General features: G+C 69.7%; 26 protein-coding genes. 10 read left to right on the top strand and 16 right to left on the bottom strand.

What is annotated here, in order from left to right; all coding sequences use genetic code 11:
- Nucleotides 1-3: 3 nt before the first annotated feature.
- Nucleotides 4-858, bottom strand: coding sequence for an SDR family oxidoreductase (locus tag IEY88_RS03680; protein ID WP_189153088.1), 855 nt, complete (start codon nucleotides 856-858; stop codon nucleotides 4-6).
- The gene (locus IEY88_RS03675; protein WP_229693054.1) at nucleotides 855-1,616 is read right to left on the bottom strand and encodes an SDR family oxidoreductase; all 762 of its coding nucleotides are present in this window, start codon (nucleotides 1,614-1,616) and stop codon (nucleotides 855-857) included. The genes IEY88_RS03680 and IEY88_RS03675 overlap by 4 nt, the downstream gene beginning before the upstream one ends.
- A 63-nt stretch (nucleotides 1,617-1,679) precedes the next feature.
- On the opposite strand from IEY88_RS03675, the gene IEY88_RS03670 reads away from it, so the two are divergent.
- Genes IEY88_RS03670 through IEY88_RS03655 form a run of 4 tightly spaced genes read left to right on the top strand, consistent with a single transcriptional unit; the run spans nucleotide 1,680 to nucleotide 4,975 of the window.
- Nucleotides 1,680-2,447: an enoyl-CoA hydratase family protein gene (locus IEY88_RS03670; protein WP_189153086.1), complete on the top strand. Its 768-nt coding sequence runs from the start codon at nucleotides 1,680-1,682 to the stop codon at nucleotides 2,445-2,447.
- On the top strand, nucleotides 2,422-3,219 hold the full coding sequence (locus tag IEY88_RS03665; protein ID WP_189153085.1) for a CoA transferase subunit A: 798 nt from the start codon (nucleotides 2,422-2,424) through the stop codon (nucleotides 3,217-3,219). Before IEY88_RS03670 ends, IEY88_RS03665 begins: the two co-directional genes overlap by 26 nt.
- Nucleotides 3,216-3,929 carry a CoA-transferase subunit beta gene (locus IEY88_RS03660; protein WP_189153084.1) on the top strand — a complete coding sequence of 238 codons (714 nt, stop codon included), beginning with the start codon at nucleotides 3,216-3,218 and terminating at the stop codon, nucleotides 3,927-3,929. Before IEY88_RS03665 ends, IEY88_RS03660 begins: the two co-directional genes overlap by 4 nt.
- Nucleotides 3,926-4,975 (top strand): NAD(P)H-dependent flavin oxidoreductase, encoded by a 1,050-nt coding sequence (locus IEY88_RS03655; RefSeq protein ID WP_189153083.1) that lies wholly within the window; start codon nucleotides 3,926-3,928, stop codon nucleotides 4,973-4,975. Before IEY88_RS03660 ends, IEY88_RS03655 begins: the two co-directional genes overlap by 4 nt.
- Here IEY88_RS03655 and IEY88_RS03650 read toward each other — a convergent pair.
- Genes IEY88_RS03650 through IEY88_RS03635 form a run of 4 tightly spaced genes read right to left on the bottom strand, consistent with a single transcriptional unit; the run spans nucleotide 4,959 to nucleotide 8,538 of the window.
- The gene (locus IEY88_RS03650) at nucleotides 4,959-6,089 is read right to left on the bottom strand and encodes an acetyl-CoA C-acetyltransferase (protein ID WP_189153082.1); all 1,131 of its coding nucleotides are present in this window, start codon (nucleotides 6,087-6,089) and stop codon (nucleotides 4,959-4,961) included. The genes IEY88_RS03655 and IEY88_RS03650 overlap by 17 nt on opposite strands.
- 24 nt (nucleotides 6,090-6,113) lie before the next feature.
- A complete protein-coding gene (locus tag IEY88_RS03645) occupies nucleotides 6,114-6,710 on the bottom strand; it encodes a TetR/AcrR family transcriptional regulator (RefSeq protein ID WP_189153081.1) in 597 nt (198 codons plus the stop codon).
- Nucleotides 6,711-6,724: 14 nt separating this feature from the next.
- Entirely contained in the window at nucleotides 6,725-7,468 is a 744-nt protein-coding gene (locus tag IEY88_RS03640; protein ID WP_189153080.1) for an SDR family oxidoreductase, read from the bottom strand.
- Entirely contained in the window at nucleotides 7,465-8,538 is a 1,074-nt protein-coding gene (locus IEY88_RS03635; RefSeq protein WP_189153079.1) for an acyl-CoA dehydrogenase family protein, read from the bottom strand. The genes IEY88_RS03640 and IEY88_RS03635 overlap by 4 nt, the downstream gene beginning before the upstream one ends.
- Before the next feature lie 42 nt (nucleotides 8,539-8,580).
- On the opposite strand from IEY88_RS03635, the gene IEY88_RS03630 reads away from it, so the two are divergent.
- From IEY88_RS03630 to IEY88_RS03610, 5 genes are read left to right on the top strand one after another with little or no spacing between them, the layout of a single operon-like run.
- Nucleotides 8,581-10,068, top strand: coding sequence for a FadD3 family acyl-CoA ligase (locus IEY88_RS03630; protein ID WP_373294017.1), 1,488 nt, complete (start codon nucleotides 8,581-8,583; stop codon nucleotides 10,066-10,068).
- Nucleotides 10,065-10,895: an enoyl-CoA hydratase gene (locus IEY88_RS03625; protein WP_189153077.1), complete on the top strand. Its 831-nt coding sequence runs from the start codon at nucleotides 10,065-10,067 to the stop codon at nucleotides 10,893-10,895. The genes IEY88_RS03630 and IEY88_RS03625 overlap by 4 nt, the downstream gene beginning before the upstream one ends.
- Nucleotides 10,895-11,986: an acyl-CoA dehydrogenase family protein gene (locus tag IEY88_RS03620; RefSeq protein ID WP_189153076.1), complete on the top strand. Its 1,092-nt coding sequence runs from the start codon at nucleotides 10,895-10,897 to the stop codon at nucleotides 11,984-11,986. The genes IEY88_RS03625 and IEY88_RS03620 overlap by 1 nt, the downstream gene beginning before the upstream one ends.
- Nucleotides 11,983-12,813 carry an acyl-CoA dehydrogenase family protein gene (locus IEY88_RS03615; RefSeq protein ID WP_189153075.1) on the top strand — a complete coding sequence of 277 codons (831 nt, stop codon included), beginning with the start codon at nucleotides 11,983-11,985 and terminating at the stop codon, nucleotides 12,811-12,813. The genes IEY88_RS03620 and IEY88_RS03615 overlap by 4 nt, the downstream gene beginning before the upstream one ends.
- Entirely contained in the window at nucleotides 12,810-13,766 is a 957-nt protein-coding gene (locus IEY88_RS03610) for an acyl-CoA dehydrogenase family protein (protein WP_189153074.1), read from the top strand. Before IEY88_RS03615 ends, IEY88_RS03610 begins: the two co-directional genes overlap by 4 nt.
- A gap of 17 nt (nucleotides 13,767-13,783) precedes the next feature.
- Here the strand turns inward: IEY88_RS03610 and IEY88_RS03605 are convergent, their stop codons facing one another.
- Nucleotides 13,784-14,236, bottom strand: coding sequence for a hypothetical protein (locus tag IEY88_RS03605; protein ID WP_189153073.1), 453 nt, complete (start codon nucleotides 14,234-14,236; stop codon nucleotides 13,784-13,786).
- 99 nt (nucleotides 14,237-14,335) lie between these two features.
- Nucleotides 14,336-14,725, bottom strand: coding sequence for a helix-turn-helix domain-containing protein (locus tag IEY88_RS03600; protein ID WP_189153072.1), 390 nt, complete (start codon nucleotides 14,723-14,725; stop codon nucleotides 14,336-14,338).
- 42 nt (nucleotides 14,726-14,767) lie between these two features.
- On the opposite strand from IEY88_RS03600, the gene IEY88_RS03595 reads away from it, so the two are divergent.
- Entirely contained in the window at nucleotides 14,768-15,583 is an 816-nt protein-coding gene (locus tag IEY88_RS03595) for a class I SAM-dependent methyltransferase (RefSeq protein ID WP_189153071.1), read from the top strand.
- Here IEY88_RS03595 and hsaB read toward each other — a convergent pair.
- From hsaB to IEY88_RS03555, 8 genes are read right to left on the bottom strand one after another with little or no spacing between them, the layout of a single operon-like run.
- Nucleotides 15,569-16,141, bottom strand: a complete 573-nt coding sequence (hsaB, locus tag IEY88_RS03590) for a 3-hydroxy-9,10-secoandrosta-1,3,5(10)-triene-9,17-dione monooxygenase reductase subunit (RefSeq protein ID WP_268241205.1) — start codon at nucleotides 16,139-16,141, stop codon at nucleotides 15,569-15,571. The two genes, IEY88_RS03595 and hsaB, sit on opposite strands and share 15 nt — an antisense overlap.
- Nucleotides 16,105-17,007 carry an iron-dependent extradiol dioxygenase HsaC gene (gene hsaC / locus IEY88_RS03585; protein ID WP_189153069.1) on the bottom strand — a complete coding sequence of 301 codons (903 nt, stop codon included), beginning with the start codon at nucleotides 17,005-17,007 and terminating at the stop codon, nucleotides 16,105-16,107. The genes hsaB and hsaC overlap by 37 nt, the downstream gene beginning before the upstream one ends.
- Complete coding sequence (gene hsaD / locus IEY88_RS03580) at nucleotides 17,004-17,816, bottom strand: 4,5:9,10-diseco-3-hydroxy-5,9,17-trioxoandrosta-1(10),2-diene-4-oate hydrolase (RefSeq protein WP_189153068.1); 813 nt, start codon at nucleotides 17,814-17,816, stop codon at nucleotides 17,004-17,006. Before hsaD ends, hsaC begins: the two co-directional genes overlap by 4 nt.
- 10 nt (nucleotides 17,817-17,826) lie before the next feature.
- Nucleotides 17,827-18,993, bottom strand: a complete 1,167-nt coding sequence (hsaA, locus tag IEY88_RS03575) for a 3-hydroxy-9,10-secoandrosta-1,3,5(10)-triene-9,17-dione monooxygenase oxygenase subunit (protein WP_189153067.1) — start codon at nucleotides 18,991-18,993, stop codon at nucleotides 17,827-17,829.
- On the bottom strand, nucleotides 18,990-20,012 hold the full coding sequence (gene dmpG / locus IEY88_RS03570) for a 4-hydroxy-2-oxovalerate aldolase (protein WP_189153066.1): 1,023 nt from the start codon (nucleotides 20,010-20,012) through the stop codon (nucleotides 18,990-18,992). The genes hsaA and dmpG overlap by 4 nt, the downstream gene beginning before the upstream one ends.
- Nucleotides 19,966-20,856, bottom strand: a complete 891-nt coding sequence (locus IEY88_RS03565) for an acetaldehyde dehydrogenase (acetylating) (protein ID WP_189153065.1) — start codon at nucleotides 20,854-20,856, stop codon at nucleotides 19,966-19,968. The genes dmpG and IEY88_RS03565 overlap by 47 nt, the downstream gene beginning before the upstream one ends.
- 9 nt (nucleotides 20,857-20,865) lie before the next feature.
- Nucleotides 20,866-21,636: a 2-keto-4-pentenoate hydratase gene (locus IEY88_RS03560; RefSeq protein WP_189153064.1), complete on the bottom strand. Its 771-nt coding sequence runs from the start codon at nucleotides 21,634-21,636 to the stop codon at nucleotides 20,866-20,868.
- A complete protein-coding gene (locus IEY88_RS03555; protein ID WP_189153063.1) occupies nucleotides 21,630-23,087 on the bottom strand; it encodes an FAD-binding protein in 1,458 nt (485 codons plus the stop codon). The genes IEY88_RS03560 and IEY88_RS03555 overlap by 7 nt, the downstream gene beginning before the upstream one ends.
- Nucleotides 23,088-23,153: the final 66 nt, after the last annotated feature.

Here is a 23,153-nt window from a genome sequence, read left to right as displayed (position 1 = left end):
AAGTTACTCGGCTCCGTAGACCGGCGTCGGGTGGTCGTCGGCGACCAGCTCGCGCACGACGGGCCCGAGCTCGTCCGGCGACCACCGCGAGCCCTTGTCGACCTCCGGCCCGCGCCGCCACCCGTGCACCACGCAGACGCGTCCGCCATCGACCTCGAACATCCGGCCGGTCACGTCCCCGGCCTCCTCGCTGCCGAGCCACACGACCAGCGGCGAGATGTTCTCCGGCGCCATCGCGTCGAACCCGTCCTCGGGCGCCGCCATCATGTCCGCGAACGTCGCCTCGGTCATCCTGGTCCGCGCGGCCGGGGCGATCGCGTTGACCGTGATGCCGTACCGGGCCAGTTCCGCGGCCGCGACCAGCGTCATCGAGGCGATCCCGGCCTTGGCCGCCGAGTAGTTCGCCTGCCCGACGCTGCCGAACAGTCCCGCGCCGGACGACGTGTTGATCACGCGGCCGTTCACCGCGCCGCCCGCCTTGTGCACGGCCCGCCAGTGCGCGGCCGCGTGGTGCAGCGTCGCGAAATGGCCTTTGAGGTGCACGCGGACGACCTCGTCCCACTCGTCCTCGCTGCAGCCGACGACCATGCGGTCCCGCACGATGCCCGCGTTGTTGACGAGGACGTCCAGCCCGCCGAATTCGGACACCGCGGTCTCGACCAGCCGCCGCGCGCCCGCCCAGGTGCCGACGTCGTCGGTGTTGACGACGGCCCGCGGCCCGATCTGCTCCGCCACCTCGCCCGCGACCGCCGCCGAGAGGTCGTTCACCACGACCCTCGCTCCGATGGCACCGAACGCCAGCGCGTGGGCCCGGCCGATGCCCCGTCCCGCCCCCGTCACGATCACGACCCGGCTCATCCAGAACCCCCATCGGCTGCGGTCAGGAACGCGGGTGCTTCTCCCCCGCCATGAACGACCAAGGTCGCGCCGCTCACGTACGACGCCAGCGGTGACGCCAGGAACACGGCACACGCGCCGATCTCGTCCGGTGCCGCGAGACGCCCCAACGGCACGGTCTTCGCCACGGCCTCGATCCCGGCCTCGGAGCCGTAGTGCAGGTGCGACTGTTCGGTGCGCACCATGCCGACGGCCAGCGCGTTGACCCGCACCTTCGGCGCCCACTCGACGGCCAGCGACGACGTCAGGTTGTCGAGACCGGCCTTCGCGGCACCGTAAGCGGCGGTACCAGGTGACGGACGCCGTCCGCTGATGCTGCTCACGTTCACGATCGACCCGCCGGACTCCTGCGTCTGCATCACGGCGTTCGCCGCCTGGGACACCAGCAACGGTGCCAGCAGGTTCAGCTCGACGATCTTCGAGTGGAACCGCGGCGAAGCCTTGTCCGCCAACGCGAACGGGGCCCCACCGGCGTTGTTCACCACGACGTCGAGATGGCCGTACGAGGCGACGATCCCGGACACCAGCGCGTTCACCTGCCCGGCATCCCGCACGTCACACGACATGAACGACGCGCCGTCGACCTCTGCGGGCCGGCGAGCGCACGTCACGACGACGGCCCCGGCAGCGAGAAACGCTCGGGTGATGCCGAGACCGACACCCCGCACGCCGCCCGTCACGAGGACCACTGCTCCGTCGAGGTCCAGTTCCACCAGCACCTACCCCGGTCGCTCCGGCACTGCTAAGTTACCAAGCAATCGCTTGGTTCGGAAGGCGGCTCCATGGGAATCTCCAGCAGCCACACCGAAAACGGCATCATCGAGGTCACCGTCGACTATCCCCCGGTCAACGCCATCCCGTCGCAGGGCTGGTTCGAGCTGGCCAGGGCCGTCACGTCCGCGGGTGAGGACCCGGAGGCGCGGGTGGTGATCCTGAGGGCCGAGAACCGCGGCTTCTGCGCGGGCGTCGACCTCAAGGAGATCCAGCGCGCCGAGGGCTACAACGCGCTGGTGGCGGCCAATCGGGGGTGCGCCAAGGCTTTCGCGGCCGTGTACGACTGCGAGGTGCCGGTGATCGCCGCGGTGAACGGGTTCTGCCTCGGCGGCGGCGTGGGACTGGTCGGCAACGCGGACATCATCGTGGCGTCCGACGACGCCACGTTCGGGCTGCCCGAGGTCGATCGAGGAGCGCTGGGCGCGGCCACGCACCTGGCCCGGCTCGTTCCGCAGCACCTCATGCGGACGCTGTACTACACAGCTCGCAACGTCAGTGCGCAGACGCTGCACCACCACGGCAGCGTCGTCGAGGTCGTGCCACGCGCGCAACTCGACGACGCGGCTCGCGAGATCGCCAAGGAGATCGCGAAGAAGGACACGGCGGTGATCCGGGCGGCCAAGGAGGCCATCAACGGCATCGACCCGCAGCGCGTGCACCAGAGTTACCGCTTCGAGCAGGGCTTCACCTTCGAGCTGAACCTCACCGGCGTGTCGGACCACGCCCGGCAGGCCTTCCTGGACGGAAACCATGCGCGACAAGCGAATGACAGCTGACGAGGTCGTCGGCGGGATAAAGGACGGGATGACCGTCGGCATCGGCGGCTGGGGCTCGCGGCGCAAGCCGATGACGCTGGTCAAAGCGCTGCTGCGGTCTCCGGCGAAGGACCTGACGGTCGTCACGTACGGCGGTGCGGACGCCGGGCTGTTGTGCGCGGCGGGCAAGGTCCGCAAGCTCGTCTACGGTTTCGTCTCGCTCGACTCGATCCCGTACGACCCGTGGTTCAAACGGGCGCGCGAGACCGCCGCGATCGAGGTGCTGGAGCTGGACGAGGGCATGTTCCAGACCGGGCTGCGGGCGGCGGGCCACCGGCTGCCGTTCCTGCCGATCAGGGCAGGACTCGGATCGGACGTGCTGAAGCACGCGCCAGAACTGAAGACCGTGCGATCGCCGTACGACGACGGCGAGGAACTGGTCGCGATGCCGGCGTTGAAGCTCGACGTCGCGTTGGTGCACCTCAACCGTGCGGACAAGCACGGCAACGCCCAGTACCTCGGGCCTGATCCGTATTTCGATGACCTGTTCTGCCTGGCCGCCGATCGTCGTTATGTCTCGTGCGAGCAGATCGTGGAGACGTTCGACGGGCCACCGCAAACGTTGCTGCTCAACCGGATGATGGTCGACGGCGTGGTGGAAGCACCGGGCGGTGCGGGGTTCACGAGTTGCGTGCCCGACTACGGCCGTGACGAGGCCCTTCAACGTGAGTACGCCACCGCGGCGTCCGATCTGGAGGCCTGGCCGGAGTTCTACGAGAGGTTCCTGGGATGAGCGACATCACGCGCGCCGAAGTCTGCGTCGCGGCCTGCGCCGACCTGTTCCTCGGAGCCGGGGAGACGCTCGCCAGCCCGATGGGTCTCATCCCGTCGCTCGGCGCGAAGCTCGCCCGCCTCACGACCGAGCCGGACCTGCTGCTCAGCGACGGCGAGGCGTTCCTGCTGACGGCCGAGTCCACCGTGGAGGGCTGGCTGCCGTACCGCAAGGTGTTCGACGTCGTGGCGCACGGCCGCCGGCACGTCGTGATGGGCGCGAACCAGGTCGACCGGTTCGGCAACCAGAACATCTCCGCGATCGGCGACCACGCCAAGCCCACCCGGCAGCTCCTGGGCTTCCGCGGCGCGCCCGGCAACACCGTCAACCACCGCACCAGCTACTGGGTGCCGCGGCACAGCCCGCGCGTGCTGGTCGAGGCGGTGGACGTGGTGTCCGGTGTCGGCTACGACAAAGCCGTCGGCCCGTTCCACGACGTCCACCGCGTCGTCACGAACCTGGCGGTGCTCAGCTTCGACACCCCGGACCACTCGATGCGCGTCCTGTCCGTGCACCCCGGGGTGTCCGTCGACGAGGTGCAGAAGCAGACCTCGTTCCCGCTCGTCGCCCAGGACGTGGTCGAGACCCGGCTCCCGACCGACGAGGAACTCGAGCTGATCAGGACGAAGCTCGATCCGGGTGGCAAGCGCGACAAGGAAGTTCCACAGTGAGGACCGCACTCACGGACCTGGTCGGCGTGCGGCACCCGGTCGTGCAGACCGGGATGGGCTGGGTCGCGGGGCCACGGCTGGTGTCCGCGACCGCCGAGGCGGGCGGGCTCGGCATCCTGGCCTCCGCCACCATGACCTACGCGGAGCTCGAAGCCGCGATCAAGGAGACCCGCTCGCGCACGACCGCGCCGTTCGGCGTGAACCTGCGGGCCGACGCGCACGACGCCCCGGAGCGGATCGACCTGCTGATCCGCGAACAGGTGAAGGTCGCTTCCTTCGCGCTGGCACCGAAACCGGACATGATCGCGAAGCTGAACGACGCCGGGGTCGTCGTGATCCCGTCGATCGGCGCGGCCCGGCACGCGGAGAAGGTCGCGAAGTGGGGCGCCCACGCGGTGATCGTCCAGGGCGGCGAGGGCGGCGGCCACACCGGCGGTGTCGCCACGACCCTGCTGCTCCCCAGCGTGCTGGACGCCGTCGACATCCCGGTGATCGCGGCCGGTGGTTTCTTCGACGGACGGGGCCTCGCCGCCGCACTGGCGTACGGCGCGGCCGGCATCGCGATGGGCACCAGGTTCCTGCTCACCCAGGAGAGCACGGTCCCGGACGCGGTGAAACACGCGTACCTGCAACGAGATCTGAACGGCACGGTCGTGACCACGCGCGTCGACGGCCTGCCGCACCGGGTTCTGCGGTCAGACCTGGTCGAGCACCTGGAAAAGTCCGGGCGTGCCAGCAGCCTCGCGCGGGCCGTCACCAACGCGGCCCGGTTCCGGCAGCACACCGGGCTGAGCTGGCGCGCGATGATCCGCGAGGGCCTCGCCATGAAGCACGGCAAGGACCTCACGTGGTCGCAGGTGATCATGGCCGCGAACACGCCGATGTTGCTCAAAGCCGGTCTTGTCGAGGGCCGCACCGACGCGGGTGTGCTCGCGTCGGGTCAGGTCGCCGGACTGCTCGGCGACCTGCCGACGTGCGCGGACCTGATCGAAGGAATCGTCAAGGACGCCGAAGCGGCGATCGACCGGCTCAGAGCCGTTCGATGATCGTCACGTTCGCCTGACCGCCGCCCTCGCACATGGTCTGCAGCCCGAACCGGCCACCCGTCCGCTCCAGCTCGTGCAGCAACGTCGTGAACAGCTTGGTGCCGGTCGCGCCGATCGGGTGGCCCAACGCAAGGGCTCCCCCGTTGACGTTCACGCGCCCCAGGTCGATCTTCAGCTCCTTCGCCCAGGCCAGCGCCACCGACGCGAACGCCTCGTTGATCTCGAACAGGTCGATGTCCGAAATGGACATCCCGGCCCGTTCCAACGCGTACTTCGTCGCCCGGATCGGCGCGGTCAGCATGTAGATCGGGTCGGAGCCCCGCGCGGACATGTGGTGCACGCGGGCCCGTGGCGTCAACTTGTGCTCGCGCACCGCCTGTTCCGACACCACCAGCACCGCCGAGGCGCCGTCGGAGATCTGCGACGACAACGCCGCCGTCGTCCGCCCGCCGGGACGCAACGGTTGCAGCTTCGCCATCTTCTCCGCGCTGGTGTCCGGGCGCGGGCACTCGTCGGCCGCGACCCCGTTGACCGGCGCGATCTCGCGGTCGAACCGGCCCTCCTTGATGGCCGTGATGGCCCGGAGGTGGCTCTGCAGCGCGTACTCCTCCATCTCGCGCCGCGACAGGTCCCACCGCACGGCGATCAGGTCGGCCGCCCGGAACTGGTTGACCTCCTCGTCGCCGTACCGGTGCTGCCAGCCCTCACAGCCCTCGAACGGACTGACGGTCATGGCCGAGCCGATCGGCACCTGCGACATGTTCTGCACGCCGCCCGCGACGACGACGTCGGCCGTGCCGCTCATCACCGCCTGCGCCGCGAAGTGCAGCGCCTGCTGGCTCGCCCCGCACTGCCGGTCCACCGTCACGCCCGGCACCTGTTCCGGGAAACCCGCCGCCAGCCAGGACGTGCGCGCGATGTCGCCGGCCTGCGGGCCGACCGTGTCCACACAGCCGAAGATCACGTCGTCCACGTCGGTGGGATCGACGTCGACGCGGTTGAGCAGCGCCGTGATCACGTGCGCGCCGAGATCGGCGGGGTGCACGTGGCTCAGCTCGCCACCACGCCTGCCCGCCGGGGTCCGCACAGCCTCGATGATGTACGCCTCGGCCACGAGGGCCCTCCTTCTACGTCCTTGCTACGTCTTGGAGTTCTTCCGGCGGCCCGTGGCGATGCCGTCGAGCAGGATCGCGAGGTACTGGTCGGCCACCGCCTCCGCCGACAGGCCGCCGTCCGGCCGGTACCACCGCACGGCCACCCACACCGTGTCGCGGATGAACCGGTACGCCACGTCAACGTCGAGGTCGGCGCGGAACACGCCCGCACCCATGCCCTCCTCCAGCAGCACCGTCCACAGCTTGCGGAACTCCACGCTGCGGTCCTCGATGTAGGAGAACCGCTCCAGGGGCGTGAGGTGCTTGGCCTCGTTCTGGTAGATCGCGACGGCGGCGTGCCGGGTGTCGATCGCCTCGAACGACGCCACCACCAGTGCTTTCAACGTCTGCTTCGGGCCGACGCCCGCCTCGACGACCTCCCGGTACCGCGTGAACAGCTCGTCCAGGAACGTCCGCAGGATCTCGTCCACCATCGACTCCTTCGAGTCGAAGTGGTGGTACAGGCTGCCGGACAGGATGCCCGCCGCGTCGGCGATGTCCCTCACCGTGGTCTGCCCGTACCCACGTTCGGCGAACATCTTCGCGGCGAGCTCCAGCAGCTCCGCCCTCCGGCTACTCATCGGTCGTTCCTTCCTCACGGGTGCTGACTGCTCACCGAGACGACTTCACCCGTCAGGTAGGACGAGTAGTCGCTGGCGAGGAACACGATCACATTCGCGACCTCCCAGGGCTCGGCGGCGCGCCCAAAGGCTTCTCGGGACGCCAGTTCCGTGAGCAACTCCTCACTGGTGACCTTGGCCAGGAACGGGTGCGCCGCCAAGCTCGGCGCGACCGCGTTCACCCGGATGCCGTGCTCGGCGACGTCCATCGCCGCGCACCTGGTGAGCGCCATGACGCCGGCTTTCGCTGCGGCGTAATGGGCTTGACCCTTCTGGGCCCGCCAGCCGATCACACTGGAGTTGTTAACGACGACACCGCTTCGTTGGACGACCATTTGGCGTAGTGCGGCCCTGGTGCAGCGGAAGGTGCCGTTCAACGTGACGTCGAGGACCCGTGACCACTCGTCGTCCGCCATGTCCAGCACGGACTTCTCACCGCCGAGGCCGGCGTTGTTGACCATCACGTCGATGCGGCCGTAGCGCTCGACCGTTTCGTCGACGAGGTTCTGGACCTGCTGCTCGTTCGTGACGTCGCACGGGATGGCGTGGGCGGTGCCGAGCGCCTCATGCGTCTCCTTGAGGCGGCGCTCGTGCCAGTCACTGATGATCACGGTGGCGCCCTCTTCGAGGCAGCGCTTCGCGGTCGCACTCCCGATGCCGGTGCCGGCCGCGGCCGTGACCACGACGATCTTGTCCCTGAGCAGGTCGTGACCGGTCATCGGGGCAGCCCCAGGATGCGGTGGGCGATGATCTCGCGCTGGATCTCGTCCGAGCCGCCGTAGATCGTCTCGGCCCGGCTGAACAGGAACATGCGCTGCCACTCGTTGTCGTCGATCATCGACTCGGGGCCGAGGGAGTCCATCGCGAGCTCGCCGAGCCTGCGGTGCCAGCTTCCCCAGAACAGCTTCAGCACGGACGCCTCCGGGCCTGGTTCGTCGTTCAGGGTCCTCATCGTGTGCGAGCGCATCACGTGCAGTTCGAGCCACGCCCTGGTGAGGCGTTCGTCCTGCGGGGCCTTCGCCATGATCGCGTCGAGCTGGCGGCGGAAGCTCACCTGGTGGCCGAGCATCGCGGTGCCGCGTTCGAAGCCCAGGGTGGCCATGGCGATCTTCCAGCCCTCGCCGGGCTCGCCGACGACGTTCTCCTTCGCGGTGACGGCGCCGTCGAAGAAGACCTCGTTGAACTCGGACGTGCCGGTGAGCTGGCGGATCGGCCGCACCTCGATGCCCGGCTGGTCCATGGGCACGAGCAGGTACGAAAGGCCGTGGTGCCGCTGGGAGCCCGGTTCGGTGCGGCACAGGACGAAGATCCAGTCGGAGTAGTGCGCGTTCGACGTCCAGATCTTCTGGCCGTTGATCACCCACCGGTCGCCGTCGAGAGCGGCCTTCGTCTGCACCGACGCGAGGTCCGAGCCCGCGCCCGGTTCCGAGTAGCCCTGGCACCACAGCTCGTCGAGGCTGCGGATCCTGGGCAGGAACCGCGCCTTCTGCTCCGGGGTGCCGAACGCGACGAGCGTCGGGCCGAGCAGGCCCTCGCCGACGATGTCGACCTTCGCCGGGGCGTCCGCCTCCGCGTACTCCTCGTGGAAGACGACCTGCTCCTCCACACTGCGCTCGCCGGGCCAGCCGAGGCACGTCCACCCGCTCCGCGCGAGATGGCGGTGCCACCGCAGCCGGCCCTCGAACGCCTCGTGCTCGCGCCCCGGTCCACCCAGGCCGCGCAGCTCAGCGAACTCACCGACGAGGTTGGCGGACAACCATTCCCGCACCTCGCGCCGGAAGGACTCCATGGGCCATACTCTAACCTACCAAGCACTTGCTTTGGTGGGCCCTTGGAGGCTTCTGTGGCCAACGTTCCAGGCAGGCAAACGGTTTCAGCCGTGCTCGACCGCGCTGCTGCTTCGTACATCGACGCGGAGGCGTTGGTGGACGGGGAGGTCCGCCTCACCTGGCTGGAGCTGCGTTCGGCGGTGCGGGACGCCGCCCGCGCGCTCGCGGCGATGGGCGTGCGGTCCGGCGACCGGGTGGCGTTGTGCGCGCCCAACTCGGCCCAGTGGGTGGTCGCGGCGCTCGGGGCGTTGCACGCGGGCGCTGCTCTGGTGCCGATCAACACGCGGTTCACCGCGACCGAGACCTTGGACGTGCTGCGGCGCAGTGCGGCGCGGGTGCTGGTCGTGGCGGGTGAGTTCCTCGGGCGTGACCGCGAGGAGGAACTGCGGGCGTTGTCGCCGGATCTCCCTGCGGTGGTGCGGTTACCGGCTTCCTGGGTGGCGTCCTCGGACGACCTTCCTGATCTGGCCGAGGACCAGCTGTGCGACGTCATGTACACGTCGGGCACGACCGGGCGCAGCAAGGGGGCGATGAGCGCGCACCGGCAGTCGCTGGGGGTCGCCGAGGCCTGGGCTGCCTGCGGTGAACTGACGGCCGCTGATCGCTATCTGATCGTCAACCCCTTCTTCCACACCTTCGGTTACAAGGCCGGGATCCTGGCCTGCCTGCTGACGGGTGCGACGATCGTGCCGCAGCCGGTGTTCGACGTGGTCGAGACGATGCGGCTGATCGAACGGGAACGGATCACCGTGCTGCCCGGCCCGCCGACGATCTTCCAGGCGTTGCTCGATCACCCCGACCGCCGCTCGTTCGACCTGTCGAGCCTGCGGCTGGCGGTCACCGGTGCGGCGGTCGTGCCCGTGGTGCTGATCGAACGGATGCGGTCGGAACTCTCGCTGACCGTGCTCACCGCCTACGGGCTGACCGAGGCCGTCGTCGCCACCATGTGCCGTCCCGGGGACTCGCCGGAGACCGTCGCGCACACGTGCGGCGCGCCGATGGCCGGGTTCGAACTGCGGCTGGGCGCGCAGGACGAGGTGCTGCTGCGCGGCCCGAACGTGATGCTCGGCTACCTCGACGACCCCGAGGCCACCGCGGCCGCGATCGACGCCGACGGCTGGCTGCACACCGGTGACGTCGGCAAGATCGACGAACGCGGCTACCTCTCGATCACCGACCGGCTCAAGGACATGTACATCTGCGGCGGGTTCAACGTCTACCCCGCCGAGGTCGAGCAGGCGCTGGCCCGGCTGCCGGGGGTCGCGGAGTCGGCCGTGGTCGGGATGGCCGACGCGCGGCTCGGCGAAGTCGGCGTCGCACACATCGTCTTGGGCGCCGGTTCGTCACTGACCGCGGACGAGGTGATCGCGTTCTGCCGTTCGCGGCTCGCGAACTACAAAGTGCCGCGTGCTGTCGAGTTCCACCCGGCGCTCCCCCGCAACGCGATGGGCAAGGTCCTCAAAACCCAACTGCGCAAGGAGAACGCGTGACAGTCTCGTATGAGCGGCGGGACGCGGTCGCCGTCGTGACCATGAACCGCCCGGAGTACCGCAACGCGCAGAACTCGGCGATGACCTACGCGTTGGACGAGGCCTTCACACGCGCGGTGGACGACGACGAGGTCAAGGTGATCGTGCTGGCGGGCGCCGGCGACCACTTCTCCGCAGGCCACGACATCGGCTCTCCCGGGCGTGACGTCGACACCTCGTTCGAGCGCAAGGCCGTGATGTGGTGGGACCACGTCGGCCGTGAGGGCGGTGACCTCCGGTTCGCCCGCGAGACGGAGGTCTACCTCGGCATGTGCCGGCGGTGGCGGGAGATCCCGAAGCCGACGATCGCGATGGTGCAGGGCGCCTGCGTCGCCGGGGGCCTGATGCTCGCGTGGGTGTGCGACCTGATCGTGGCCGCCGAGGACGCGTTCTTCGCCGATCCCGTGGTGCGGATGGGGATTCCAGGCGTCGAGTACTTCGCGCACCCGTGGATGCTCGGCCCCCGCGCCGCGAAGGAGGTGCTGTTCACCGGCGACCGCTTCTCGGCCCAGCGCGCCTACGAGTGGGGCATGGTGTCGCGCGTCGTGCCTCGCGCCGAGTTGGAAGAGTCCACGTTCCAGCTGGCTTCGCGCATCACGGCGATGCCGCGGTTCGGGCTGGCGCTGGCGAAGAAGGCGGTCAACCAGTCCGAGGACCTGATGGGCCTGCGGGCCGGGATGGACTCGGTGTTCGGGCTGCACCACTTCGCGCACGCGCACAACGCCGAGGTGAGCTCGGACGCGTTGGCGGGCATGGACGCCCGTTCGATGAAGAAGGCGTCCGGCTGATGGACCTCTCGCTGGACGCCTCGACTCTGACGTTCCAGGCGGAAGTGCGTTCGTGGCTGGCCACGCACGTGCGCCCGCTGTCCTCGATGGACACTGCTGCCGGCTTCGAGGAACATCGTTCTTGGGAAAGGCAGTTGGCCTCCGAACGGCTGTCGGTGGTCTCCTGGCCCGCTGCCTTCGGCGGCCGCGACGCTTCGTTGTTGCAGTGGCTGGTGTTCGAGGAGGAGTACCACGCCTCGGGCGCACCCGGCCGCGTCTCGCAGAACGGCATCTTCCTGCTGGCACCGACGTTGTTCGCGCACGGCACCGACGAACAACGCGCCCGCATCTTGCCGTCTATGGCCCGCGCCGACGTGGTGTGGGCCCAGGCCTGGTCCGAACCGGAGGCCGGCTCCGACCTGGCCTCGTTGCGCAGCACGGCGGTCCGGTGCGACGGCGGCTGGCTGTTGCGCGGCCAGAAGACCTGGAGCTCGCGGGCGGCGTTCGCGGACCGGGCGTTCGGCCTGTTCCGCACCGGCCCGGGCGAACGCCACCGAGGCCTGACCTACCTGCTCTTCGACCTGCGTGCTCCCGGTGTCACGGTCCGCCCGATCGCTCAACTCGACGGCGAACCGGGTTTCGCCGAGGTCTTCCTCGACGACGTGTTCGTGCCGGACCACGACGTCGTGGGCGAGGTGGGCGACGGCTGGCGCGTGGCCATGAGCACGGCGGGCAACGAACGCGGCCTGACCCTGCGCAGCCCCGGCCGTTTCACCGCGGCGGCTTCGCGTTTGGTGGAGCTGTACCGCAAGAACCCGGACCCGGCGCTGCGCGACCGCGTAGTGGACGCGTGGATCGGCGCGCAGGCCTACCGCCTCCACACGTTCGGCGCTCTGGCCGCACCGCTTTCGGGGCCTGCGGCGAGCGTCACGAAGGTGTTCTGGTCGGAGCTGGACGTGGCGATCCACGAGACCGCGCTCGACCTGCTCGGCGAGGTGGCGCCGGGGTGGCGCGACGGGTGGCTGTTCTCGCTGTCGGGGCCGATCTACGCCGGTACCAACGAGATCCAGCGCAACGTGATCGCCGAACGACTACTGGGGCTGCCGCGATGATGTTCACGCTGTCGTCCGAGCAGACGGACTTCGCCGCCGTGCTGCACGACTTCCTGAGGGCGGGGAAGACGGACCTGGCCTCGCTCGGGGTGGACGAGGTGACCGACCCGGTCGACCTCGTGGTGGTGTTCGAGGAAGTGGGGCACCACGCGGTGGCCGGGCCGTTGATCGAGTCGCTGGCGGTGGTGCCGGCGCTGATGGGCGGGGTTGCAGCTGGGGCTGCGGCTGGAGCGACCCACTCCGTGGCCTTCCCGCCCCTCGTCCCGCACGCCGTCGAAGCCGACCGCTACTTCCTCATCGACGGCGACACCCTCCACGAGGCCACCCCCACCGCCGAACTCGAGTCCGTCGACCCGTCCCGCCGCCTCGTCGACCTCTCCCCCGGCCCGATCGTCGCCACCGACGTCCCCGCCGCCCGTGCGTTCGACCTCGGCGTCCTCACCTGCTCGGCCCAACTCCTCGGCCTGGGCCGCGCCATGCTCGAACTGACCACCACCCACGCCAAGACCCGCGCCCAGTTCGGCAAGCCCATCGGCCAGTTCCAGGCGGTCAAGCACCACCTCGCGAACGTCCTCATAGGACTCGAACTCGCCCGCCCGCTGGTCTTCGGCGCCGCCGTCACGATGAATTCCCGCGATGTCTCCGCCGCCAAGGTCGCCACCTCGGACGCCGCCTGGCAGGCCGCGCGCATCGCGCTGCAGGTGCACGGTGCCATCGGCTACACCGCCGAGCACGAACTCGGCCGGTTCCTGCTGCAGACCCGAGCCCTGCGCACGGCGTGGGGCAGTCCGTCGATGCACCGAGCCCGCGTGCTGGAGGCGTTGTGACACCGGAACAACTCGCGCTCAGGGACGCCGTCCGCAGCCTGCTGACCAAGCACTCGGACGTCCGCGCGGCCATCGAGACCCCGCACGGCTACGACAAGGACGTGTGGGCCCGCCTCACCGACATCGGCGTGCTGCCGATCCCCGAGCAGTACGGCGGATCCGGCGCGACACGGACCGAGACCCACATCGCGCTGGAGGAACTCGGCCGCACCCTCACCCCGTCACCGCTGCTGGCCTCGACGCTGGCGGCGGAGGCACTACTGGCGAGCGGCAACGACGAGGCGTGCGCACGGTTGTTGCCCCGGATCGCGGACGGGACCGTCGCCACCCTCATCTGGCCGTGGGACAACGGCCCGGCCAGCCTCGACGGAACGGCGCGCTACGTCCTCGACGGCGACCACGCCGAGATCCTCCTCGCGTCCGACGGCACCGGTCTGTACGAGATCGAGTCAGGCGCCCGCCAGCACACCCCGACGATGGACCAGACCCGTCGCCTCGCCACGGTCCACCTGGACGGCAGGGAAACGCACCTGGGCCGCTGGTCACCCGAGATCCGTGACGTCGCGCTGGCCGCGTTGGCGGCGGAACAGGTCGGCACCGCAGCGAGAGCCCTCGAACTCACCGTCGAGTACACGAAGACGCGTGTCCAGTTCGGCAAGCCGATCGGCTCGTTCCAGGCCCTGAAGCACCGCATGGCGGACATGCACGTGCTCGTCGAGACGGCTCGGTCGGCGGCGGGGGCGTGCACCGACGAGGTGTCCGCGGCCGTGGCGAAGGTCTACTGCTCGGAGGCGTTGTTCAAGGTCGCGGCCGAGATGGTCCAGTTGCACGGCGGCATCGCGATCACCTGGGAGCACGACGCGCACCTGTACCTGAAGCGGGCGCACAGCAGTGGCCAGCTGTTCGGCAGCCCGGCCGTGCACCTGGACCGACTGTCTCGTCTCGTGCGGTAGCGGCCGTCGGGTACGGACTACTGCCCGGCGGCCGGAGAGGTCGTCATACGGCGCCAAGCCCAAATCCCAGCGGCGAACGCGCCTATGCCGAGCAACCCGAACGCACCGCGACCGAACGCGTCCACACTGTCGTAGTCGAAGACAACGCCTTGCAGGATCACGTAAGCGGCGGAGGCGATTCCGGCCACCGCCCCCAGGACCAACGTGCCCCACTCGAACGCGGATGGCACACCACGGCCTCCGAAGAGCCATTCTGCGGTGGCGAGCACGACGCCTGCGACGATGGCCGCTGCTACAGCAGCGATGTACACCATGGACGCTGACGCCCCGAACCAGAAGGCGAGCTGCTGCAAGCTGAATTCATGGCCGGACGCCACCTGCACAAGTGTCTGCACGGTGCCGAGGCCTGCGATCGCCGCGCTGAGCAGCCCGAGCACAAGTGGGCCGCGTCGTTTCAGTTCAACGTCCATCGACACCTCCGCAGCCACATCGTGCTGGTGCTTGAACGTCGCACCGAGACACTCCGGCGTTACTCCGCTCGGCCGAGCGGGTCACCGTCCGCGAGAACGCTAGGCCTGACCCAGCACGCGGCGGAACGACGGGCACTCCAGGTGCGTGGGCGCCGGGCACGCCGCCGCGTGCCGCAGGTCGTCGCGCATCACCGCGAGCCTGCGGATCGTCGCGTTCAGCTCGTCGGCCTTGGCGGCGAGCATCTCGCGGTTCGGCGACGGGCGGCCGTCGGGTGAGAACATCCGTGTGATCTCGTCGAGCGAGAACCCGGCGGTGCGGCAGACGGCGATCAACGCCAGCTGCTCCAGCACGGCCGGTGAGAACACCCTCGTCAGGCCTTGGCGCCGCACGGACGCGATCAGGCCGCGCTCCTCGTAGTAGCGCAGGGTGGAGGCGGGTACGCCCGAACGGCGGACCACCTCGCCGATGCCGATCTCGACAGAATCCACGACACTTGACCTCAAGCCGACTTGAAGTAGGACGGTAGGAGCATGACATCTGAGGTGAACAGCGCGCAGGCCGCCTGGTGGAACGCCGCCGGGGCGGGGTGGGCGCAGGCGCAGGACATCGTGGGCCTGATGCTCGCGCCCTTCCAGGACGTGCTCGTGGAGGCCGCGCTGCAACGGCCGCGCACCAGGGTTCTCGACGTCGGCTGTGGCACGGGGGCGGTGACCAGGGCGATCGCGGAGGCCACCGGCGCGCGGTGTGTCGGCGTCGACATCGCCGAGTCCATGCTCGAGGCGGCGCGCGCACACGGCGAAGCGGAGTTCCTGAGGGCCGACGCGCAGGTGCACGAGTTCGACAAGGACTTCGACCTGGTGGTGAGCCGGTTCGGGGTCATGTTCTTCGACGACCCGGCCGCGGCTTTCCGCAACCTGCTCGACGCCACCACCAAGGGCGGTGAGCTCTGCTTCGTCACCTGGCGGACCAGGGACGAGAACCCGTTCATGACCACGGCGTCCGCGGCCGCCGCGAAGCTGGTGCCGGACGCGCCCGCACCCGATCCGGACGGGCCGGGGCCGCACTCGCTCGCGGACCCGGACCGGACCCGCGAGATGCTCGGCCGGGCGGGGTGGACGGAGATCGAGATCAGGCCGGTGGACCGGATCTGCACCATCCCCGAGTCCCTGCTCCTGCCGTACCTGAGCAACCTCGGCCCGATCTCCCGCGCGCTGAAGGAGGCGCCGGAGCAGGACCGGGACGGGATGCTCGCCGCGGTCCGGGGCGCGTTCGACGGTTTCGTGCACGGTGACGAGGTGCGGGCGCCCGCCGGCTGCTGGCAGGTCACCGCGTCAGCTCCACTCTGACTGGCGCTGCCACGTCAGGAGGGTGTCGAGGACCTCGCCGGACCAGCCGCGGGTGTCCAGTTCGGCGTGCGAGGCGTAGCGGCCGCGGTAGAACAGCAGCGGCTGCGTCTCGCGCACCGGGCCGAGCTCGACGACGGCGCCGACGACCATGTGGTGGTCGCCGGCGTCGTGCACCACCGACACCTGGCAGTCGACCCACGTCAGCGCGCCGTCGAGCACCGGCGCGCCGGTCGGCGAGGGCGTCCACGAGATCCCGGAGAACTTGTCCGCGCCCGCCCTCCCGAACACCGTCGAGATCTCCCGCTGGTCCTCCGCCAGCACGTTCACGCAGAACGAGCCGGCCGACGCCATCGCGGCCCAGCTGCGCGAGGTCCGTTGTGGACAGAACACGACCAGCGGAGGGTCCAGCGACAGGGCCGCGAACGCCTGGCAGGCGAACCCGACAGGGCCTTCGGAGGACATGCCGGTCACCACGGTCACCCCCGTGCAGAAGTGACCTAGAACGGAACGGTAGCGGGCCCCTACTTCTGGTGGCCAACGCTGAAGTCGTGTCCCCACAGGCTCACCGCCGTGCTCTCGCGTGCGATCCAGTCCTCATCGGACACCTGCCGTCCCTCGCAGCCGAACTCGACGTCGAACCCGCCGGGCGTCTTCATGTAGAACGACAACATCAGGTCGTTGACGTGCCGGCCCAAAGTCGCCGACATCGGCACCTTGCGCCGCAACGCCCGGTCCAGCGTCAGGCCGACGTCGTCGGTGTTCTCGACCTCGACCATCAGGTGCACGATCCCGCTGGGCGTGGGCATCGGCAGGAACGCGAGGCTGTGGTGGCGCGGGTTGCAGCCGAAGAACCGCAGCCACGCGGGCGGTCCGTCCTGCGGCCTGCCGACGAACTGCGGTGGCAGCCTCATCGAGTCGCGCAGCCGGAACCCCAGCACGTCGCGGTAGAAGTGCAGCGCGGCCTCGTCGTCCGAAGTGGACAGAACGACGTGCCCGAGTCCCTGCTCCTCCGTCACGAACCGGTGCCCGTACGGCGACACCACGCGCCGGTGCTCCAACGCCGCGCCGTGGAAGACCTCCAACACGTTCCCGGACGGGTCCTCGAAGCGGATCAGTCCCGTGACCCGTCGTTCCGCCAGGTCCTCTGCCGACGCCTCGACGTAGGAGACACCGGCCGAGGCCAGGCGTTTCGCGACCTCGTCCAGCTCGGCCTCGGTGGCGGCCTCCCACCCGGAGGCCAGCAGGCGGTCCGCCGACCCCGGCACGATCACCAGCCGCGCCGGGAAGTCGTCCATCCGCAGGTACAGCGCACCGGGTGTCGAGCCCTTGCCCTCGACCATGCCGAGCACCTTCAGCCCGAACTCCCGCCACCGGTCCATGTCGGTGGCCTCGATGCGGAGATAACCCAGCGACCGGATGCTCATGACGCCTCCGTCAGGAAGTCGAGCGCGAGCCTGTTGAACTCGTCGAACTTCTCGAGCTGGGCCCAGTGCCCGCAGCCGCCGAACACGTGCAGCTGGGCGCGCGGGATCAGCTTCGTCGCCAGCAACGCGCCGTCGAGCGGATTGACCCGGTCCTCGCGGCCCCAGACGAGCAGAACCCGTTGGCGCAGCTTGTAGGCCTCGCGCCAGAGCATGCCCTGCTCGAAGTCCGGGCCGGAGAACGACTTGCCCAGCGCGGCCATGGCGCGCAACGACTCGGGCTGCCGGGCCGCCTCGAAGCGTTCGTCGACCAGCTCCTCGGTGATCAGCGACTGGTCGAAGACCATGATCCGCAGGAACTCCTCGATCTTCTCCCGCGTGGGTGTCCTGGCGAACGCGCTGAGCTTGCGCACGCCCTCGGTCGGATCGGGCGAGAAGACGTTGAGCGACAACCCGCCCGGACCCATCAGCACGAGCCGCCCGGCGCGTTTCCCGTGATCCAGGGCGAACCGGACCGCCGTGCCGCCGCCGAGCGAGTTGCCCAGGATGTGCGCCTGCTCGACCTCCAAGGAGTCCAGCAGGTCCTTCAACGCCCTGGCGGCGAAGGTGAAGTACTGGTCGTGCTCGGCGGGCTTGTCGGACTGGCCGTAGCCCGGCATGTCGACGGCCAGCACCCGGAACGACTTCGCGAACACCGGGATGTTCGCGCGGAAGTTCGACAGAGCCGACGCGCCAGGCCCGCCGCCGTGCAGCATGACCAGCGTCTCGGCGTTGTCCGCGCCTGCCTCGTGGTAGTGCAACCGCACGCTCATCAACGCCCCCTCAGAACAGCCCGTCGCGGACCTGGATGCCGAGCTCGTTCTTGCCGTACAACACGAGCACGCGTTCCGGGTCGTTGGCCGCGTGCACCCGTGCGGCGTGCGCGTCACGCCAGAACCGCGGCAACGGCAGACCCTGGTTGATGGCCTTGCCGCCCGCGCTCTCGAAGAGCCGGTCGATCGCGGAGATCGCCCGCGCGCTGCCGAGCACCTGGTCGCGACGGGCCCGCAGGCGCAGCTCGATCGGGATCTTCGTGCCGGCGACGGCGTGCTCCCACTCGTCGTTGATGTCCTTCTCCAGCTGCCACCACGCGGTGTCGATGTCGTTGGCCGCCGTGGCGATGCGGACCTGGGCGAACGGGTCGTCGACCGCCTTCTCGCCGAGGTAGGCCGCCCGGACGCGCTCGCGGGTCGCGTTCACGTGCAGGTCGTACGCTCCGGTGGCCATGCCGATCATCGGTGCGGTGATCGCGTACGGGTGGATCGTCCCGTACGGCATGCGGAAGAGCGGGCCGGGGTTGACCTCCTGGCCGGGGCACTTGCACCGCGCGGTGTGGGACATGCTCAGCGCTCGGTACTCCGGCACGAACACGTCGTCCACTACGATGTCGTTGCTGCCCGTACCGCGCAGGCCGACCGTGTCCCACACGTCGTTGATCGTGTAGTCGGAGATCGGCAGCAGGAACGTGCGGAAGTCGACCGGCTTGCCCTCGTCGTTCATCACGAGGCCGCCGAGCAGCACCCACGTGGCGTGGTCGCAGCCGGACGAGAAGCTCCACTTGCCGCTGAACCGGAACCCGCCCTCGACCGTCGTCGCACGGCCGGTCGGCGCGTAGGAGGAGGAGATCCGGGTGTCCTGGTCCTCGCCGAACACCTCGTCCTGCGCCTGGACGTCGAAAAGCCCGACGTGCCAGGGGTGCACGCCCAGCACGGACGCGACCCAGCCCGTGGACCCGCAGGCGCTGCCGATCATGCGCACAGCGGTGTAGAAGTCGAGCGGGTGCGTCTCGAAGCCGCCGTACCGCACGGGCTGGAGCATCCGGAAGAACCCGGTCTCCTGCAACGCCTTCACCGACTCCGGCGGCACCCTGCGCAGTTCCTCCGCCTCGGCCGCGCGTTCGGCGAGCGCCGGTAGCAGTTCCCGCACCTTGCCGAGGATTTCCTCGCTCATCGGACTTCCTCCCTGCTCAGCTCCAGTGCGATGTCGATCAGCTGGTCCTCTTGCCCGCCGACGAGCTTGCGTTCGCCCGCGCGGACGAGGATCTGCGCGCCGGACACGCCATAGCGTTGCGCCTGCGTGTAAGCGTGTTTGAGGAAGCTGGAGTAGACGCCCGCGTACCCCATCATCAGCGCCATCCGGTCGAGCAGGCACTCGTCGGGCATGACGGGCCGGACGACGTCCTCGGCCGCGTCCACGATCTTGAAGAAGTCGACGCCGGTCTCGAAACCGAGCTTGTCGCAGACGCCGACGAACGCCTCGAGCGGCGTGTTTCCCGCGCCCGCCCCGAATCCGCGCACGCTGCCGTCGATCTGCTTCGCCCCGGCACGGGCGGCGGCGACGGAGTTCGCGACGCTCAGGCCGAGGTTCTCGTGCCCGTGGAAGCCGACCTGGGCGTCCGAGCCGAGTTCCGCGACCAACGCCTCGACGCGCTCGGAAACCTGTTCCAGGACAAGGGCTCCGGCCGAGTCGACGACGTAGACGCACTGGCACCCGGCGTCGGCCATGATCCTTGCTTGACGAGCCAACGCCTCCGGCGGCTGTGAGTGGGCCATCATCAGGAATCCGACGGTCTCCAGCCCGCGATCGCGGGCCAACGCGAAGTGCTGCACGGAGACGTCGGCCTCGGTGCAGTGCGTGGCGATCCGGACGATCGAGGCGCCGTTGTCCTGCGACACCAGGATGTCGTCCTTCACCCCGACACCCGGCAGCATCAGCACGGCGATCTTCGCCTGCGTCGCCGTCTCGACCGCGACCTTGATCAGTTCCTGCTCGGGCGTGTGGCTGAATCCGTAGTTGAACGACGACCCGCCCAGCCCGTCGCCGTGCGTCACCTCGATCACCGGCACCCCGGCGCTGTCGAGCGCCGCGACGATCGAGCGCACGTCCTCGGCCGTGAACTGGTGCCGCTTGTGGTGCGAGCCGTCACGCAGTGACGTGTCGGTCAACCGCAGACTCGGGCGCTGCTGCACGGGCGATCTCCTCCCCCACCTTGGTCGCGGCGGCCGTCATGATGTCGAGGTTGCCGGCGTACTCCGGCAGGAAGTCGCCCGCTCCCGCGACCTCCACGAAGATCGCCACCCTGCCCGCGTCGTACTGCGGCTCGCGCAACAGCCGGAATCCCGGCACGTACGAACGGATGTCGGTCTCCATCCGGGCGATCGAGTCCGTGATCGGGTCCGGGTCGACGTCCTCGGGGATCGCGCAGAAGATGGTGTCGCGCATGATCATCGGAGGGTCCGCCGGATTCAGCACGATGATCGCCTTGCCCTTCGCGGCACCCCCGATCGCCTCGATGCCCCGGCTGGTCGTGCGGGTGAACTCGTCGATGTTGGCGCGCGTGCCCGGTCCCGCCGACACCGACGCGACGCTCGCGACGATCTCCGCGTACGACACCGGCACGACCCGGGACACCGCGTGCACCATGGGGATCGTGGCCTGGCCGCCGCACGTGATGAGGTTGATGTTGGGCGCGTCCTGGTGCTCACCGAGGTTCACCGGTGGCACGACGTACGGGCCGATCGCGGCCGGTGTCAGGTCGACCGCCCGGACGCCCGCCTCGGCGTAGCGCGGGGCGTTGGCCCGGTGCACCGCCGCGGACGTCGCCTCGAAGACGATGTCCGGCAGTTCGTCCTGACGCAGCAACCACTCCGCGCCGTCGACCGAGACCTCGAGCCCCAGCGACGCCGCGCGCCGGAGACCCTCGCTGGCCGGGTCGATGCCGACCATCCAGCGCGGTTCCAGCGCCTGCGAGCGCAGGAGCTTGTAGAGCAGGTCGGTGCCGATGTTGCCGGAGCCGACGATGGCCGCCTTCACCCAGTCACCTCATTCGAATTTCAGGTCTACGGAGCCGAGTCCGGCGAACTCGGCGTGGAACTCGTCACCAGGCCTGGCGTCGATGGCGCGCGTGCACGACCCGGGCAGCACGATGTCGCCCGCCAGCAATCGGACGCCGAAGCTCGCGACCTTGGCCGCGAGCCACGCCACCGCGATCGCCGGGTCGCCCAGCACGGCGTCACCACGTCCTTCGGCGACCAGCTCGCCGTTGCGCCGCAACGTGGCCGCGACCGCACCGACGTCCAGTTCGGACGGACGCACCCGCTCGGACCCGAGCATGAACCCGGCCGACGACGCGTTGTCCGCGATGGTGTCCTGCAGGCCGATCCGCCAGTTCTCGATCCGGCTGTCGATCAGCTCGATGGCCGGTGCGACGAACTCGGTGGCCTCCAGCACGTCCTCGACCGTGCAGCCCTCGCCGGGCAGGTCGCGGGCCAGCAGGAACGCGATCTCCACCTCGACCCGCGGATACAGGTACGCCGAGGCGTCGGCGGTGCCGGTCAGCTGCATGTCGTCGAGCAGGTGGCCGTAGTCGGGTTCGTCGACGCCCATCATCTGCTGCATCGCCAACGACGAGAGCCCGACCTTGTGGCCGATGACGTCACGGTTGCGGTGCCGGATGTTGAGCAACTGGATCTCGTAGGCGTCGACCACGTCGATCTCGGGATACAGCTCCACCAACGGTTTGATCGGCACGCGGTCGTGTTCCGCCGTGCGCAGCAGCGCGGCGGCCGACTCCCTGTCCTGGATCGTCAGCACCTGGCCTCCTTCACGACGTGGTGCCCCGCGCGACGGCCCGAGAAGACGCAGTCGGCGAGCGCGAGACCGCTGACGTAGGACTCCGAGCACACCCCGACCGCCGACCGGCCGGCCGCGTACAGGCCGGGAACTCCTTGCACCTGACCGGTGTCCTCGTCCACGACGAGGCCGCCGAGCGTGAGCATCGGGCACGGGTAGCCGAACCCCGCGCGCACCGACACGTTGATCAACGAGTAGGGCGGCGTCCCGAACGGGTCGGGCGCCGCGATTCCGGCCTTCCGAGCCACTTCCTCGATCGTCGGGGCCGTGACGAGGCCGCGGCCGAGCAGGTAGCGGACCTGCCAGCGCTGGAACGGCGCGGTCTGCGTCCTCACCTGAGCACGAGCGATCTGGAGGATCTCGTCGTCGATCAGCAGCCACGCCTTGCCGCCGCGTTCGACGATCTCACTGCCGTTGGCCGCGCCGTACCGCGTCGCGTCGCCGAACCGCTGCCCGGCCGAGTCGACGAACACCCCGCGCTGCAACGCGCTGGGCGGCGTGACGAACCGCCACACGGAGATCTTGTCCATCCGCGCGGTCTTTCCACCCGCGGCGACGCCGAGCCTGATCCCGCCGCCGTCGTCGCCGGGGGTGCCGAGCGCGAGACCGCCGCGATGGGCCGGAGCGTGCTCGTGCACCAGGGCCCGATCGGCGATGAAGCCACCGGCCGCGATGATCACGCCCTGCCCCGCGGTGACCACCAGCGGCCGGCCGAATCGTTCGAGCCGCGCTGCCAGCCCGAACAGCTTCTTCCCCAACGGCGGGTAGTAGAGCCACGGTTTGGCGCCCGCCCTGGACAACATCGCGTGCAGAACCCGCGGAAACCCGGTGAGAGTCCGGCACCGCACCCCCGTCACCCGGCCGTCTTCGAGAACGAGTTCCATCGCGCGGGTCTGCGGCAGGACCCGCACGCCCGCACGCCGGGTGGCCTCGGCCAGACGGGTGAAGAAGGCCTTGCCGGACGTGCCCTTCGCCCTGGTCCGATGCCCGCGCGGCGCCGGGTCCGGCCAGGCGTCCTCGCTGCCGGAGAGGTACAGGTAGTAGTCGTCGGTCGGGTACGAGGTCTTGAACGGCGACACGCGGGCGTCGAACGGGACGCCCTGGTCCTCCAGCCACGCCAGCATCCCGGCGCTGTCCTCGCAGAACCTCCGCAGGGTCGCGGGAGATACCGCGTCCCGGACCTCGTGCCGCAGGTAGGAGTACATCGCGTCGACCGAGTCGGTCACGCCGGCCTCGACCTGCTGGCGCGTCCCGCCGCCCGCGTAGACGACACCGCCGGACAACGCGGTCGCGCCACCGCCGGTGAACCGGTCCAGCACCACCACGGACGCACCGGCCGTCGCGGCCTCGACGGCGGCGCACGCGCCGGCCGCGCCGAAGCCGATGACGACCACGTCAGCGGTGACTTCCACGCCTACCCTCCCGGAACACGTTCTCGGTGAGTCGACTTGCCTGGAACTCCTACACCATAGCGCCAA

Source organism: Lentzea pudingi (assembly GCF_014646255.1).
Classification (GTDB): domain Bacteria; phylum Actinomycetota; class Actinomycetes; order Mycobacteriales; family Pseudonocardiaceae; genus Lentzea; species Lentzea pudingi.
The sequence above is the reverse complement of the archived record's forward strand: the minus strand, read 5'-3'. Positions and strand labels throughout refer to the sequence as shown.

Excerpts from the sequence above, each read along its gene's own strand:
- IEY88_RS03680 (WP_189153088.1), bottom strand. The coding sequence starts at position 858 with ATGAGCCGGGTCGTGATCGTGACGGGGGCGGGACGGGGCATCGGCCGG.
- IEY88_RS03670 (WP_189153086.1), top strand. The coding sequence starts at position 1,680 with ATGGGAATCTCCAGCAGCCACACCGAAAACGGCATCATCGAGGTCACC.
- IEY88_RS03665 (WP_189153085.1), top strand. The coding sequence starts at position 2,422 with ATGCGCGACAAGCGAATGACAGCTGACGAGGTCGTCGGCGGGATAAAG.
- IEY88_RS03660 (WP_189153084.1), top strand. The coding sequence starts at position 3,216 with ATGAGCGACATCACGCGCGCCGAAGTCTGCGTCGCGGCCTGCGCCGAC.
- IEY88_RS03645 (WP_189153081.1), bottom strand. The coding sequence starts at position 6,710 with ATGAGTAGCCGGAGGGCGGAGCTGCTGGAGCTCGCCGCGAAGATGTTC.
- IEY88_RS03640 (WP_189153080.1), bottom strand. The coding sequence starts at position 7,468 with ATGACCGGTCACGACCTGCTCAGGGACAAGATCGTCGTGGTCACGGCC.
- IEY88_RS03635 (WP_189153079.1), bottom strand. The coding sequence starts at position 8,538 with ATGGAGTCCTTCCGGCGCGAGGTGCGGGAATGGTTGTCCGCCAACCTC.
- IEY88_RS03620 (WP_189153076.1), top strand. The coding sequence starts at position 10,895 with ATGGACCTCTCGCTGGACGCCTCGACTCTGACGTTCCAGGCGGAAGTG.
- IEY88_RS03615 (WP_189153075.1), top strand. The coding sequence starts at position 11,983 with ATGATGTTCACGCTGTCGTCCGAGCAGACGGACTTCGCCGCCGTGCTG.
- IEY88_RS03605 (WP_189153073.1), bottom strand. The coding sequence starts at position 14,236 with ATGGACGTTGAACTGAAACGACGCGGCCCACTTGTGCTCGGGCTGCTC.
- IEY88_RS03595 (WP_189153071.1), top strand. The coding sequence starts at position 14,768 with ATGACATCTGAGGTGAACAGCGCGCAGGCCGCCTGGTGGAACGCCGCC.
- hsaC (WP_189153069.1), bottom strand. The coding sequence starts at position 17,007 with ATGAGCATCCGGTCGCTGGGTTATCTCCGCATCGAGGCCACCGACATG.
- hsaD (WP_189153068.1), bottom strand. The coding sequence starts at position 17,816 with ATGAGCGTGCGGTTGCACTACCACGAGGCAGGCGCGGACAACGCCGAG.
- hsaA (WP_189153067.1), bottom strand. The coding sequence starts at position 18,993 with ATGAGCGAGGAAATCCTCGGCAAGGTGCGGGAACTGCTACCGGCGCTC.